Annotated in this window: 13 protein-coding genes; 8 read left to right on the top strand and 5 right to left on the bottom strand. The window is 67.7% G+C overall.

Annotation, left to right across the window (positions count from 1 at the left end):
* From AWC27_RS08645 to AWC27_RS29975, 3 genes are all read right to left on the bottom strand, one after another.
* On the bottom strand, positions 1 to 1,104 hold a 1,104-nt coding region (locus tag AWC27_RS08645), incomplete at its 3' end, for a PE family protein (protein WP_139836848.1).
* A gap of 61 nt (positions 1,105 to 1,165) precedes the next feature.
* Positions 1,166 to 3,100, bottom strand: coding sequence for a PE family protein (locus AWC27_RS08640; protein WP_085670107.1), 1,935 nt, complete (start codon positions 3,098 to 3,100; stop codon positions 1,166 to 1,168).
* A 350-nt stretch (positions 3,101 to 3,450) separates the two neighbouring features.
* The gene (locus AWC27_RS29975; RefSeq protein ID WP_211281591.1) at positions 3,451 to 3,630 is read right to left on the bottom strand and encodes a hypothetical protein; all 180 of its coding nucleotides are present in this window, start codon (positions 3,628 to 3,630) and stop codon (positions 3,451 to 3,453) included.
* Between AWC27_RS29975 and AWC27_RS32650 the strand changes: the two genes are divergently transcribed.
* Positions 3,629 to 3,850, top strand: coding sequence for a hypothetical protein (locus AWC27_RS32650; RefSeq protein WP_085670106.1), 222 nt, complete (start codon positions 3,629 to 3,631; stop codon positions 3,848 to 3,850). The two genes, AWC27_RS29975 and AWC27_RS32650, sit on opposite strands and share 2 nt — an antisense overlap.
* Here AWC27_RS32650 and AWC27_RS08630 read toward each other — a convergent pair.
* A complete protein-coding gene (locus AWC27_RS08630) occupies positions 3,847 to 5,559 on the bottom strand; it encodes an acyl-CoA dehydrogenase family protein (protein WP_085670105.1) in 1,713 nt (570 codons plus the stop codon). The two genes, AWC27_RS32650 and AWC27_RS08630, sit on opposite strands and share 4 nt — an antisense overlap.
* Entirely contained in the window at positions 5,519 to 6,541 is a 1,023-nt protein-coding gene (locus AWC27_RS08625; RefSeq protein ID WP_083116032.1) for a hypothetical protein, read from the bottom strand. The genes AWC27_RS08630 and AWC27_RS08625 overlap by 41 nt, the downstream gene beginning before the upstream one ends.
* 313 nt (positions 6,542 to 6,854) lie before the next feature.
* Here AWC27_RS08625 and AWC27_RS08620 point away from each other — a divergent pair, with 313 nt between their 5' ends.
* The 7 genes from AWC27_RS08620 to AWC27_RS08590 form a co-directional block, all read left to right on the top strand.
* On the top strand, positions 6,855 to 8,111 hold the full coding sequence (locus tag AWC27_RS08620; RefSeq protein WP_085670104.1) for an aminotransferase class I/II-fold pyridoxal phosphate-dependent enzyme: 1,257 nt from the start codon (positions 6,855 to 6,857) through the stop codon (positions 8,109 to 8,111).
* Positions 8,108 to 8,977 carry an HpcH/HpaI aldolase/citrate lyase family protein gene (locus AWC27_RS08615; protein ID WP_085670103.1) on the top strand — a complete coding sequence of 290 codons (870 nt, stop codon included), beginning with the start codon at positions 8,108 to 8,110 and terminating at the stop codon, positions 8,975 to 8,977. The genes AWC27_RS08620 and AWC27_RS08615 overlap by 4 nt, the downstream gene beginning before the upstream one ends.
* Before the next feature lie 15 nt (positions 8,978 to 8,992).
* Positions 8,993 to 9,517 (top strand): MaoC/PaaZ C-terminal domain-containing protein, encoded by a 525-nt coding sequence (locus AWC27_RS08610; protein WP_083116035.1) that lies wholly within the window; start codon positions 8,993 to 8,995, stop codon positions 9,515 to 9,517.
* A 1-nt stretch (position 9,518) separates the two neighbouring features.
* Positions 9,519 to 10,784, top strand: coding sequence for an ATP-grasp domain-containing protein (locus tag AWC27_RS08605; protein WP_083116036.1), 1,266 nt, complete (start codon positions 9,519 to 9,521; stop codon positions 10,782 to 10,784).
* A gap of 12 nt (positions 10,785 to 10,796) precedes the next feature.
* A complete protein-coding gene (locus AWC27_RS08600) occupies positions 10,797 to 11,486 on the top strand; it encodes a class I SAM-dependent methyltransferase (RefSeq protein WP_083116037.1) in 690 nt (229 codons plus the stop codon).
* Between the two features lie 44 nt (positions 11,487 to 11,530).
* Positions 11,531 to 12,508, top strand: a complete 978-nt coding sequence (locus AWC27_RS08595; RefSeq protein ID WP_083116038.1) for a phosphotriesterase family protein — start codon at positions 11,531 to 11,533, stop codon at positions 12,506 to 12,508.
* 15 nt (positions 12,509 to 12,523) lie between these two features.
* Positions 12,524 to 13,698 (top strand): PE family protein (locus AWC27_RS08590; protein ID WP_139836847.1); only part of this gene is annotated, 1,175 nt, incomplete at its 3' end.

Here is a 13,698-nt window from a genome sequence, read left to right as displayed (position 1 = left end):
AGGGCCGTTGCCCATCAGCCAGCCGCTGCCGCCGCCGACTCCACCGCCGTCGCCGCCGCCACCACCACGACTGACGGCATTGCCCCTGGCGAACGTGTTAGTGGCCGAGCCGCCGTTACCGCCGTGACCGCCTGCCGTGCCCGCACCGCCATTCACGCCGGCCGCGCCATCACCCCCGCCACCGCCGTGACCACCGGATACCGACTCGGTGTTGTTGACAAAGCTGTTGCCGCCGTTGCCGCCATTGCCACCGGTGGTGCTGGGCAGGCTGCCCGGGCCTCCGTCGCCGCCGGCGGCGCCGGCGCCGGGGTGGCGTGCATCGAAGTTCGTGGCGTCGGCGCCCTGGGGCCCGACGTTCCCAAGTACCGGCCCCACGGGGTTGACCGCGTTGGCGCCGGCCGCGCCGGCACCACCGACGCCACCTTGGCCACCGGCACCCCACAGACCCGCGCTGCCACCGGCCCCGCCGATGCCGCCGTTTGCGCCGGCAACGACCGCGGTGCCGCCGGCCCCACCGTTGCCGCCATTGCCATACAGCCACCCGCCGGACCCTCCCGCGCCCCCGGTCTGCCCAGGTCCCCCGATGCCGCCGGCGCCGCCGTTGCCCCACAGTCCGGCGTTACCGCCGTGTCCGCCGTTCTGGCCGGTTCCGCCGGCCCCGCCCGCGCCACCGTTGCCGTAGAGGTAACCACCGTCGCCGCCATTGCCGCCCGGTGTCGTCGCGTCGGCCCCGTTGCCGATCAGCGGGCGGCCCAGCAACGTCTGAGTTGGCGCATTGATGACGCCGAGGATGTCTTGTTCGATCGTCTGCAACGGCGAGGCATTGACGGCCTCTGCGCCGGCATAGGAACCCGCGTTTGCCTGCAGAGTCTGGACGAACCGGTCGTGCAGCGCGGCCGCTCGCGCGCTGAGGGCCTGGTACTCCTGGCCATGCGAGCCGAACAGTGCCGCAATCGCCGCCGACACCTCGTCGGCACCCGCGGCCGGCACGCTGGTGGTGGAAAGCCCCGCCGCCGTGTTGGCCGCGTTGAGCGCCGAACCGATATTGGCCAGATCCCCCGCCGCGGCAGTCACCGCTTCGGGTGTGGCAAAGACAAAAGACACGATTTCATTCCCTCTTTATGGACTCGGAATACGTTGGGCCGCAGGCCTATTCGCAGAAATATCAGCCGGCGTTGCCGGTGCTGCCATCGGCGCCGGTGGCGCCGACGGTTCCGTCGCCGCCGGTGGCGCCGCCGTTGCCGATGATGTTGCCGCTGCCACCGGAACCACCCGAAACGCCGTGGCCGCCGCCGCCGCCGAGACTGCCGGCGCCGCCGGTGCCGCCATCGCCGGCGGTTCCGGCGTGGCCGAACCAGCTGCCGGTGCCGCCTGCGGCGCCGTTGCCGCCATTCCCGCCGCTGCCACCGATGCCGCCGGTCGCCCCGAACCCGCCGTCGCCGCCGGCGCCGCCCAGAGTGGCGGCAGCGCCGCCGTTGCCGCCGATGCCGCCGTCGCCACCGAAGCCACCACCGCCGCCGGCGCCCGCGCCGCCGCCGTGGCCGCCGGACCCGCCGTTGCCCATCAGCCAGCCGCTGCCGCCGCCGACTCCACCGGACCCGCCGCCGCCACCGGACCCGCCCGTGCCACCGACACCACCGGTGCCACCGTGGCCGCCAGCACCACCGAAGCTGCTCAGATCGCCGCCTGCGCCACCACCGCCGCCGACACCGCCGGTCGCGCCGAGTCCTCCGACAGCACCCAGCCCACCGGTGCCACCGGCACCGCCGTCACCGACCAGCCAACCCCCGTGACCACCGGCGCCGCCGGCCCCGCCGTGACCACCGGCGCCACCTGTCATCCCGGCCCCGCCGGTGCCACCGGTGCCGCCTGCGCCGGCGACGCCCGTAGTGCCATAGCCGGTACCTCCGGTGCCGCCGTCGCCGCCGCGGCTGCCGATACCGCCCGTGCCACCCGCTCCGCCAGTGCCGCCAAATCCCTGACCAGCGGTACCGCCGGCGCCACTGCCACCGGTACCGCCGACGCCGCCGTGGGCTCCGGCGCCGCCCGTGCCCCCGACACCGCCGTCGCCGCCGCGGGCGTCACCGGTGACGTTGGTGGCGTTGCCGCCGGTGCCGCCGGTGCCGCCGTACGTGCCGCCGCCACCGTTGACCCCGGCAGCCCCGTCGCCACCGGCGCCACCCTTGCCGCCGGTGGTCGTTTGGAAGGTGTCGTTGTAGCCATAACCGCCGGTGCCACCCTTGCCGCCCCCGGTAGTGGGCAGGTGCCCCGCGCCACCGGCGCCACCATCGGTGCCATTGCCGGGGTCGAAGGCCGCGCGATCGATGCCATCGGGCCCGTGGGTGCCATCCGTTCCAAATCCCGGCGCCACCGGGTTGACCGCGTCGGCGCCCGTCGCGCCGGCCCCACCGGCGCCGCCCATGCCGCCGGCGCCCCACAATCCCGCGCTTCCGCCGGTGCCGCCGATGCCGCCATTGCCGCCGGCAACGACCGCCGCACCGCCGGCGCCGCCGTTGCCGCCATTGCCGTACAGCCAACCGCCGGACCCGCCGGCACCACCGGCCATCCCGGGCCCACCGGTTCCGCCGGCGCCGCCGTCACCCCAAAGCCCGGCGTTACCGCCATGTCCGCCGTTCTGGCCGCCGCCGCCAGGGGCGCCGGCTCCACCGTTGCCGTAGAGGTAACCGCCGTCGGCGCCGTTGCCGCCCGGCGTCGCGGCGTCGGCGCCGTTGCCTATCAGCGGGCGACCGAACAGGGTTTGAGTCGGCGCGTTGATGACGTTGAGAATGTCTTGTTCGATCGTCTGCAACGGCGAGGCATTGACGGCCTCTGCGGCGGCGTAGGAACCCGCACCTGTGGTCAGGGTTTGCACGAACTGGTCGTGAAACACCGTGACCTGCCTGCTCAGGGCTTGGTAGTCCTGAGCGTGCGAACCGAACAGCGCCGCGATCGCCACCGACACCTCGTCGGCGCCGGCTGCCAGCAAGTCCGTGGTGGGCGCCGCCGCAGCCGCATTCGCGACTCTGAGAGCCGACCCGATATTGGCTAAATCCCCCGCCGCAGCAGCCACCGATTCCGGCGTGGCAAAGACAAAAGACACCGTTTCATTTCCTCATCTTGGACATCAAATTCGCTGGACTGCAATCCCTCCCCGAGAATGCATCGCCAATGTACACAGGGTTCAGCCAGGTGAATGACACCAATTTGGAATTAGGACCCGCTCAACCGGTAAAATGCCTGGTCAAGTCGTTAACGTGCGGCGAAATTAATTCCGTGGACAAAGCCGCAGAGCAACCCGGCGCCAGCGAATTTCATTTCCCGCACATGGACTCCAAATACGTCCGGCCGCTGGCGCGTAAAAGCGAAAAGGCTGTAAATACGGGCGGAGATATATCGAGCGCTCAATCGGCCGGTGAATTCCCCCGGCTGACCTACCGTGGAGTGTGCGCCCTAGTTGCCGGCGTTACCGGTACTGCCGGTGCCGCCGACGATGCCATGGCCACCCGCGCCTCCGAGCAGACCCCCCGTTGGACTTACCGCCACCGCCGTTACCACCCGACGAGCCCGCTCCATAACTACCGCCACCGCCACCGGTCCCACCCGCGCCGCCCGTGCCGAGCGAACCCGCATGGCCGAAGAATCCGCCGGCTCCGTTCACCCCGCCGTTGCCGCCGTTGCCGCCGAGGCCGCCGTTACCGCCGATGACGGAGCCCGTCCCGCCGACACCACCTTGGCCACCGAGCGCGGTGGTGGTCGCGCCGGTAAAGGTGCCCGATCGGCCGAACAGGAAGGAATCTACGCCGGAGCCAGAGTTTTACCTGCGTTTTGTGTGAATGCGGCGTGGATTTAGGGACGCATCTCGTAGGCGCCGTTGAGCGGCAGGACGTATTCCTTCCAGACCTGCTCGTAGCGCGACGCATCGTGGGCCGGACGGCGGATCATCCGCATCGCGAAACGACCCTGCTCGTCGGTCGTGGCGGACTTGTCGTGCAACTCAACCGCGTAGGTGTTGAAGTCGCGGACCAACAAGGCGAAGATCTCGTCGATCAGCGCGTCGGACGCACCTGAGCGGGGTGCTTCTTCCAGGATCAACTGCGCATAGGGCACCAGCGCGAAAATCTGTCCCACGCCGAAGGCGAAGTCGATGTCCTTCTGCTGCGCCGCATCTGGGGTAGCGCTGGCCAGCATCTCGGCCAGCACGTCGACCTGCTCGCGCAGCAGCGCGACGTTGGGCAGATGGGCGTAGCTGTCGAATGAGGCGCGCCAATCGTGGAAGCGCACCTTGCCCAGGCCGCCGGTCGGCCCCTGGTTGAACAGGAAGGTGTCGTCGGCGGCGTCGTCGCGGCGGCCGATCAGCGGCAGTGTGGCGTCGGGGGCGAACAGGTAGTTGGGCATGAACTTGGCCAGCAGCCCGATGTTGATGTGGACGGTGCCTTCCAGCCGCGGCAGCATGCCGATCTCCTGGGCGACGGTTTCGAAGAAGGTGTCCTTCTCCACCCCCTTGGCCGCGATGACGTCGAACAAGGCGGTGATGACACGCTCACCCTCGCTGGTGACCTTGGCCTTGGTGAGCGGGCTGTACAGCAGGTAGCGACGGTCGTCGGCCGCCGCACTGCGCATGTAGTCCGACGCACGGGTACACACCAGCCGCATGGCCACCAAGCGCGCGTAGGCGTCGGTGAGCAGCCGCCGTACGTGGCTGAAGTCGGTGACGACGGTGCCGTAGAGGTGGCGATTGGCGGCGTGGGTGATCGCCTCGTAGAAGGCATGGGTGCACATGCCGACCGAGCCCCAGCCCAGGTTGTACTTGCAGACATTGACGGTGTTGAGAGCGGCGTGGAAAGCGCCGATGCCGCGGTGCAGCAGGTCGGCCTCGCTGACCGGGTAGTCGTGCAGTGCGTAATTCGCCACGTAATTCTGCGAATTCACCACGTTCTTCTTGCATTCGTAGCGATCGTCCTGGGAGTCGGCGGCAAAGAAGACGTACTCGTCTTCGCTTCCCTCGGCGCCTTCGATCTTGCCGAAGGTGGACACCATCCGGGCCACGTTGGCGTTGCCGATGTAGTACTTCTCACCGTTGGCTACCCAGCCGTTTTCCGACGGCGTCAGGATCAAGTCGGTCTGGTAGACGTCGGCGCCATGGGTCTGCTCGGACAGCCCGAAAGCGAACACCTCACCCTGTTCCAGCTGGGCGGCCGCCTTGCGCTTGGCGTCCTCGTTGTCGCTCATCCAGATCGGCCCCAGGCCCAACGCGGTCACCTGGAACGGGTACCAGTAGCTCAGCCCGTAGAAGCCGATGATCTCGGCGAACTCGCTGATCCGGTAGGTATCCCACCGGCAATCATCCGAGGCGCCATACTCGGACGGCGTCAGCAGGGACGCGAAGATGCGGTTCTGCGCGACGTGGTTGAGAAAGTCGGAGTACCAGGCCCGCTCATGGGCGTCATGCTTGAGCTTTGCCTTGCCCCGGGACTCGAAGAAGTCCACCGTGGCCTGCATGATCTCCGCTGAGCGCTGGTCAGGATATTTGCGTTGCAGGTTGTTGGGGTTGAGCAGCATGAGGGTGGCTCCCAGCGCGAGACTTCGGAAAAGGACGAGCGTAGACGGTACGCCATTGGCGCGGTTGCGACGGCGCCGGTACTGCTACCGGCTTCTGTTGGGTGGTCAATATCGCCAGGCTGGCGGGCACAATCAGCAGTGCAAGTAGCAGCACGGGCCAGCTCACCGCGCGCCCGCCGACTATTTCAACGAACAGGGCGATGGCCGGGATCAAAGCCAGCGTTCCAGTCACCATTACCGGCGACAGACGCTGAATTGCGTACTGCATCAAGAAGAATGGCACCACGAGCGAAGCGAACGCGGCTCCGATCGACATGCCGACCGACATCTTGGGCGCGGCCAGCAAACCGAACGGGACTGAGATCAGCAAGGCGATGCCGGCCACGACCACCGTCGCGTAGTAGCGGTGTGCCATCACCTGCCACACACCGACTCCGTTGGCCCCCAGGCTGCGCGAGACGATGGCCACCCCGCCGGCCGCGAAGCCGTCGATGACGCCGAGCACGGATGCGACCAGCAGCGCCCCGATGCCGCGGGAATCCGACCCGGCCAACGCCACCACCAGCGCGGCACCCAGCGCAGCGAGCAGGCTTACCGCCCACCACTGAGCGGCACTGGGCCGTGTCACCGCGTCGCCGCGACTCGCCCGGAAACCCGACCACGCCGTCACCGCAAGCGGTGCCAGCGAGGCGCCCAACGTGAATACGACAACCGCCCCGTAAACCGCCACACCCAGGAAGAACGCGATGAAAGTCACCGCGGTCCACAAGTTCAGCCAGCCCAGAGTGCGGGTGACGGAGCCGACCGTTGCCGCAGCTGAGGCCGCGTTGCCACGAACCGCCAGCGCGCCGAGCAGCGTGCACGCGGCGGCCGCGATCGCCAAAATCAGCAGGCTGTCGGCCGGATTGATCATCGACAACCCCAACAGCGCGGTAATCACCGCGTGCAAACCGTTGCCGGCAATGAGGGCAGCCCAGGGCATCAGGTCATCACCATGCGCAGTAAGCCTGCCCCACCGGCGCGGCGGCGTCTGTCGACTAAGCGGGCATTGAGCAGGATGAATCGCGCATCCTTCGATGTCCCCCGATCAGGGGACACGAGATTCACTATCCGGTCCAGACCGATCGGTGGAGGGCCGCGAACGCTTTTGTTCTTAGAGTTTCTAAAGACTTGGGCGGTCGGCATAGGCAGAGATCGGGGACTTAGAAACCTTCGGGACCTTCAGGAACGGGCTGGCGACCAAGGCCATTTCCGTGTCTGTGCTACCGCACACACCAGCTGAAGGAGATCTGTCGATGGACCCGAATGAACAGGCCGGGGCACACCGATACCGCAATAACGCCAAAGCCGTCGACGTCGGCAACCCGGCCTGGCAAGCCGCCGCCGACAACTTCCTGCTGGACAACAGCGTGCGCTATGTCGGCAACGATCGGCTGGAGCGCCAGCGCGACGGCCATCGCTTCATCAACATGGTTTCGTGTTCTTATTTGGGACTCCATTCCCATCCGTGGGTTCTAGAAGGCGTGCGCACGGCGATTGATTCCGAGCAGACGTTCGCGCTGCCCGTCTCGCGGCTGCGTATCCGCTTCTCCATGCTCGACGAACTCGAAGCCGGACTCTCGGCCCTATACCGCGCCCGCAGCGTCGCCGCGATTTCTGCGTCGGTGGCCAGCGCCGCCGTGTTGCCGCTGATCGCTTCGGGCCATTTGACCGACGACGGGGAACCGCGCGTCATGGTGTTCGACAAGCACAGCCACTTCTCGCTCAACTACATCAAGCCAATCTGCGCCGACGAGGCGCCGGTCTTCACCTGCCCGCACAACGACATCGACTACCTCGAGGACATGTGCAAGAAGCACAAGCGGGTGGCCTACGTCGCTGACGGCGCCTACTCGCTGGGCGGCGTCGCTCCGGTGCAGGAGCTGCTCGAATTGCAGGACCGCTACGGGTTGCACCTCTTTTTCGACGACTCGCATTCGTTGGCGATGTACGGGACCCGGGGCGAAGGAATTGTGCGGTCGCTGATACCCGAGGAGCTCAACCCGCTGACCATCATCGTGGGTTCGCTCGGGAAGGGATTCGGCGCGACCGGGGGCGTCATCATGTTGGGCAACGAGACGCACTACGACGTGCTGATGCGATTCGGCGGACCGCTGGCCTGGTCGCAGCCGCAGAACGGGCCGACGATCGGCGGCTGCCTGGGTTCGCTGCGGGTGCACAATTCACCCGAGCTGGCACAGCGCCAGCAGCAGCTGCGCCGCAATGCCGCACTTTTCGACAGCCTGATTCCCACCCCGCAGGCGGGTCTGGATACCGCGATCCGGCTTATCGAAATCGGCGCGGAAGACAAAGCGATCGGGCTGTCCAGTCAAATTCTGGAACGCGGCTTCTACACCTCAGCGGTCTTCTTTCCGGTTACCGCCAAAGGCCAGGCAGGCCTGCGGATCATGCTGCGCGCCGACAACGATCCGGACGACATCCGCCGGTTCTGCCAAACCGTCAGCGAGTTGGTGGGGCTGGAATCCCCTGAGCTGGCTGGTGTTTCGCCGTGAGTCAGCCCGGGCACCGGCCGGCGGTGTTTCGCACCATGCTGATGACCAGCGCGGTCAACCCGCGCCAGTACCACGCGGCGCTGGATTCAGGGGCCGACATATGCACGCTGGACCTGGAAGACTCGGTGCCGCCCGCGCTGCGCGCGCAGGCTCGCCGCCAAGCGGGCGCGATGTTCGGCGAGGCGTCCGTACGGAACGCGAAATGCGTTCGCGCCCTCCGGTTCAACAGCATGCGCACCACCGACGGGTTGCGCGACATTCTGGCACTCGCCTACGGCGCCATCCGTCCCGATGCACTGCTGGTCCCCAAGGTCGAGAGCGCCCACGATCTGCTCATGCTGCAGGACATGCTGGGTGAGCTTGGCGACATCCCCTTCTTGGCGACGATCGAAACCGCGGCCGGTCTGGCTGCGGTTGAGGAGATCGCCGCCGTCGGGCCGCGAGTGCGCGCACTGGTTTTCGGAGCCGCCGACTTCGCCGCAGAGCTGGGCATATCAATGGAATGGGAGCCGCTGCTGTATGCACGCTCGCGGATCGTCGCGGCGGCGGCCGGGGCAGGCATCTCAGCGATCGACGCGCCCACCTTCGACCTCGGCGATGATCTGGCCCTCAAGATAGATGTGAACCGATCCCGCGAACTCGGCTTCGGCGGCAAGGCCGCGATCCATCCTCGACAGGTCGCCGTGATCAACGAGGCCTTCTCCCCGTTGCCGGCAGAGGTGGAACGCGCTCGCCGCGTGATCGGCATGGTAGACGGCGGGTCTCGGGCGATCGGTGTCCTGGACGGACAGATGGTCGGCCCGCCCATGGTCGCCGCGGCGCACCGCCTCCTGCGTCACGCGAAATCTCTTGACGCACAACACTAGTGGATGGGATTGGCCATGGATCAAGTCCGTGCGTATAAGCAGGTGGGCGACCGCCGGTGGCGGGAGTCGCGTGGCGTCGTCTACGAAGACATCGAAGTGGGGACAATCGTCGAGCACCGCCCGGGCCGCACGCTCACCGAAGCCGACAACATCTGGATGTCGTTGCTTTCCCTTAACCTGCACCCGTTGCACATTGACGATGCGTACTGCGAAAAGACCGAGTGGCAGCGCCCTTTGGTGTCCAGCCTGGTCACGTTGTCGATCGTCTCCGGCATGAGCGTGCAGAGCACCAGTGCACGCGGCCTGGCCAATCTCGGCTGGGACAACATCCGCCTGGTGGCCCCGGTCTTCGTCGGCGACACCATCTACGCCGAGACCGAGTACCTGGACAAGCGTCTGTCGAAATCCCGGCCCAACCAAGGCATAGTCAGCTGCGCCACGCGCGGCGTCAAAGCCGACGGCACGCTGTTCCTGACCTGTCAACGCTCGTTCCTGCTACCCACCCGAGACCACGATCTCGAAGACCAGGCCGGGTACTGACGTGCCGGACGATCCATTGGGACACGTCGTACTGGTCGACAGCTACGGCGCTATCGGAACCCAACTGGCCCAAGGCTTTCGGGACGCGGGATATACCCCGCTGCGGGTACAGAGCACCGCGGAGGCGCCAACCGGTTTGCGCGGCCAGCCGGATCGATTCCCCTATACCGTCGACCTCGTGCACCGCCGCCTGGCTGCGACGCTGGCCGCACTGGCGCCCTACCACCCGGTTGCAGTGGTGGCCGGCACCGAGCCCGGGGTAGAGCTGGCCGACGCGTTGAGCGAGGCCCTGCACCCGATTACCGGCGCGCCGACCAACGGAACAGCGTTGAGCCCCGCCCGGCGCGACAAGTTCCTGATGATCGAGCGGATCAAAGCACAAGGCCTGCGCGGCGCCCGCCAGATTCTGGTGCACGACGAACACCAACTTCGCCAGTGGCACAACGATATTGGTGGCACGATCATCCTCAAGCCACTGCGCAGCGCCGCCAACGACGGTGTCACCTGGTGTCGCACCCCCGAGGATGCCGTGCAAGCCTTCCGGCGCCTCGACGGGCGGGAGAACATTCTGGCGCACCGCCGTGACGGGGTCGTTGCACAGGAATGTCTGGTCGGCACCGAATACACGGTCGACACCGTCAGCCGCGACGGGGTGCACGAGGTGTGCGACATCTGGGAGTCATATCGCATCAGCGCCAACGGTATTCCCGATCTGCTGGTTGCCTGGCGGTTACTGCCGGCGACCGGCGAAGTGCAGGACGACCTCGTTGCCTACACGTGCGCGGTGCTCGACGCCCTCGGTATCCGCCATGGTGCGGCGCACGCGGAGATCAAGCTGACGCCGGACGGGCCGTGCCTGGTCGAGGTGGGAGCGCGGATAGCGGGTGCCAACCTGCCTGAAGGAGCTCGTCTGGGCACCGGCAGGTCGCAGATCGACTGGATGGTGGACGCCTACGTGCGGCCCGAGACATTCGTCCGGCGAAGTGGGCGGCCCTACCGTCTGCGCCAACATGTCGCGCGAGCCACCATGGTGGCCCCCTGTAGCGGCACGCTGGTCTCCTACCACAGCCTGGAAGCCATCAAGGAGCTGGCGAGCTTCCACGACATGCAGCTGCGGGTCAATCCCGGTCAACAGCTGGCGCTCACCACCAACGACCTGACCTACCCGATCTTCGTCACGCTGGTGCACGAGGTCGGCGAAGTGGTGGCTCGCGATCTGTGGACACTGCGCTACCTCGACGGCGTCAGCTTCTACGAGATTGCCTAGAAGGGGCGCACAATGTCGCAGTGTTACTGCCACCTCGACTCAGACACCGCGCGGACGGCCGACGGCAGCCTCGTCGACCTCTACCGCCGAATGCCGCCGACGGGTGAGCCCGAGCAGCTGCACGCCCTACTGCCGCCGGGGAGCTCGGTACTGGAACTCGGCGCCGGCACCGGTCGCATCGCCGACCCGCTCGCCCAACTCGGCCACCGCGTGACCGCCGTCGACGACTCCGCCCTGATGCTCGCCGAAGTCCGGCACGCGCGCCCGGTACGCGCCCGCATCGAGGACCTGCGACTGGCCGAGCAGTTCGACGCAGTCCTGTTGGCCACCAACCTGATTCACTACCGCGGCGCCGACCTGCGCCGGGCGGTGCTGGCCGCGATAGCACACCATCTCAAGCCCACCGGCAAGGCCGTCATCCAGTGGAAGCCGCCGCCGTATTGGACCGCACGTCCCACCGGCTGGACGGAATCCAAGGCGATCGGCGAGGTGACGGTCAGCGTCACGATCCACCGCAATTCCGACGGGCTCGTCGACGGCGAATACGCGTTGATCGTCGACGAATCGGAGTTGCGGCAATGCTTTCACCTCGAGGTGCTGGCGCTCGAGGACATCGTCGGCGAACTCGACCGGGCCGGGCTGCAGCTGACTTCGGTGGCTCCGGAATCCACGGAATGGCTGGAAGTGGTTCATTCCGGCTAGCGACCCCTGTTGGTTTAGCACCGGATCGACTTAGCATCGGTGACGTGTCAGAACTAAATACCGCTCGCGGATCCATCGATACCGCCGATCTGGGCGTCACGCTCATGCACGAGCACGTATTCATCATGACCACCGAGATCGCCCTGAACTATCCCGAAGCCTGGGGCGATGAGGAACAGCGGGTAGCCGATGCGATCACCCGGCTCAATGAGCTCAAGGCCCGCGGCGTGGACACCATCGTCGACCTCACCGTGATCGGGCTCGGCCGCTACATCCCCCGGATCGCGCGCGTCGCGGCGGCCACTGAGCTGAATATCGTTGTGGCAACCGGGCTTTACACCTACAACGACGTCCCGTTCTGCTTCCACTACATGGGTCCGGGCGCACAGTTGGGCGGCCCGGAGATCATGACCGAGATGTTCGTGCGCGACATCGAGCAGGGCATCGCCGACACCGGCATCAAGGCCGGAATCCTCAAGTGTGCCACCGACGAGCCCGGCATCACCCCGGGCGTCGAGCGCGTGCTGCGCGCGGTTGCCCAGGCGCACAAGCAGACCGGGGTCCCGATCTCCACGCACACCCATGCGGGGTTGCGTCGCGGGCTCGAGCAGCAACGCATCTTCGAAGAAGAAGGCGTCGACCTGAGCCGGGTGATCATCGGGCATTCGGGAGACAGCACCGACGTCGGCTACCTCGAGGAGCTCATCTCGGCCGGCTCGTACCTGGGGATGGACCGGTTCGGCATCGACGTGATCCTGCCGTTCGAGGACCGGGTCAACATCGTGGCGACGATGTGCGAGCGCGGACATGCCGACAAGATGGTGCTCTCCCACGACGCCAACTGCTATTTCGACGCGCTGCCCGAGGAACTGCTCCCGGTGGCCGCACCCAACTGGCATTACCTGCACATCCACAACGACGTGATCCCGGCGTTGAAAGAGCGCGGGGTAACCGACGAGCAGCTGCACACCATGCTGGTGGACAACCCGCGGCGGATCTTCGAACGGCAGGGCAGCTACTAAACCGAAGGGGCTCGCATGTCGTTCCTGTACACGATTCCGGACCAGCTGACAGTGGTGGCGGCGGATTTGGCCGGTATCGGATCGTCGATCAGAACGGCAACGACGGCAGCCGGAACGCCGACCACCGCCGTGCTGGCGGCGGGCGCCGACGAGGTGTCGAACGCCGTCGCGGCGCTGTTCGGCCGGCACGGCCAGGCGTATCAGGCACTCAGCGCCGAGGCATCGGCGTTTCACGACCGGTTCGTCCAGACACTGCACGCCGGGGCCGGCACGTATCTGCAAGCCGAGGCCGCCAGCGCCGCAACGAACCTGCTCGATGCCATCAATGCGCCCACCCTGCAACTGTTCGGGCGTCCATTGATCGGCAACGGCGCCAACGCGCCGGCGGGTTCCGGCGGCAACGGCCACGACGGCGGCCTGTTATGGGGTGACGGCGGCGCCGGCGGGTCCGGCTCAATGCCAGGCCAAAACGGCGGCAACGGCGGGGCGGCGGGCCTGTTCGGCAACGGCGGACCGGGTGGCAGCGGCAACCCCGGCGGGCTGGGCATTGCGTCCGGTGCCGGCGGCAACGGCGGGGCCGGCGGCATCCTCATCGGCAACGGCGGCAATGGCGGCGTCGCCGGCCTGGCCAACGTGGGCGGCACCGGCGGAGCCGGCGGTCTGCTGTTCGGCACCGGCGGCGCGGGTGGCCTCGGCGGGTTCGGCCTGGGCGGTGTTCCCGGGAATGGCGGCAACGGCGGGCCCGGAGGCATGCTGTTTGGTGCTGGCGGTCAGGGCGGCGCCGGTGGACCTGGCGCCAACGGCGGGATCGGTGGAACCGGCGGCACCGGTGGCATGCTGTTCGGCGCTGGCGGGACCGGCGGGACCGGCGGCTCCGGCTCGCTCACCGACGGTGGTTCTGGCGGCACCGGCGGAGCCGCCGGCCAGTGGTTCGGCTCCGGCGGCCACGGCGGCGACGGTGGACCCGGCGCCGTCCAAGGGGGCAACGGCGGGGCCGGTGGGAGCACAGCTGGCCTGTTCGGTAACGGAGGCGCCGGCGGGGTCGGCGGTACGGGTCCGGTGAGCGCGGGTGACGGTGGAACCGGCGGCGCCGCCGGCCTCTTGGCGGGCAACGGCGGGGCCGGCGGCGCGGGCGGGCTGGCGCTGGCGAACGGGAGCCAGGGCGGGGCCGGCGGCGTCGGGGGCAAGGG

This window comes from Mycobacterium szulgai, from assembly GCF_002116635.1.
GTDB classification, from domain to species: domain Bacteria; phylum Actinomycetota; class Actinomycetes; order Mycobacteriales; family Mycobacteriaceae; genus Mycobacterium; species Mycobacterium szulgai.
The sequence above is the reverse complement of the archived record's forward strand: the minus strand, read 5'-3'. Positions and strand labels throughout refer to the sequence as shown.

Excerpts from the sequence above, each read along its gene's own strand:
- AWC27_RS29975 (WP_211281591.1), bottom strand. The coding sequence starts at position 3,630 with ATGCGGGTTCGCTCGGCACGGGCGGCGCGGGTGGGACCGGTGGCGGTG.
- AWC27_RS08630 (WP_085670105.1), bottom strand. The coding sequence starts at position 5,559 with ATGCTGCTCAACCCCAACAACCTGCAACGCAAATATCCTGACCAGCGC.
- AWC27_RS08610 (WP_083116035.1), top strand. The coding sequence starts at position 8,993 with ATGGATCAAGTCCGTGCGTATAAGCAGGTGGGCGACCGCCGGTGGCGG.
- AWC27_RS08620 (WP_085670104.1), top strand. The coding sequence starts at position 6,855 with ATGGACCCGAATGAACAGGCCGGGGCACACCGATACCGCAATAACGCC.
- AWC27_RS08600 (WP_083116037.1), top strand. The coding sequence starts at position 10,797 with ATGTCGCAGTGTTACTGCCACCTCGACTCAGACACCGCGCGGACGGCC.
- AWC27_RS32650 (WP_085670106.1), top strand. The coding sequence starts at position 3,629 with ATGGCCGAAGAATCCGCCGGCTCCGTTCACCCCGCCGTTGCCGCCGTT.
- AWC27_RS08625 (WP_083116032.1), bottom strand. The coding sequence starts at position 6,541 with ATGCCCTGGGCTGCCCTCATTGCCGGCAACGGTTTGCACGCGGTGATT.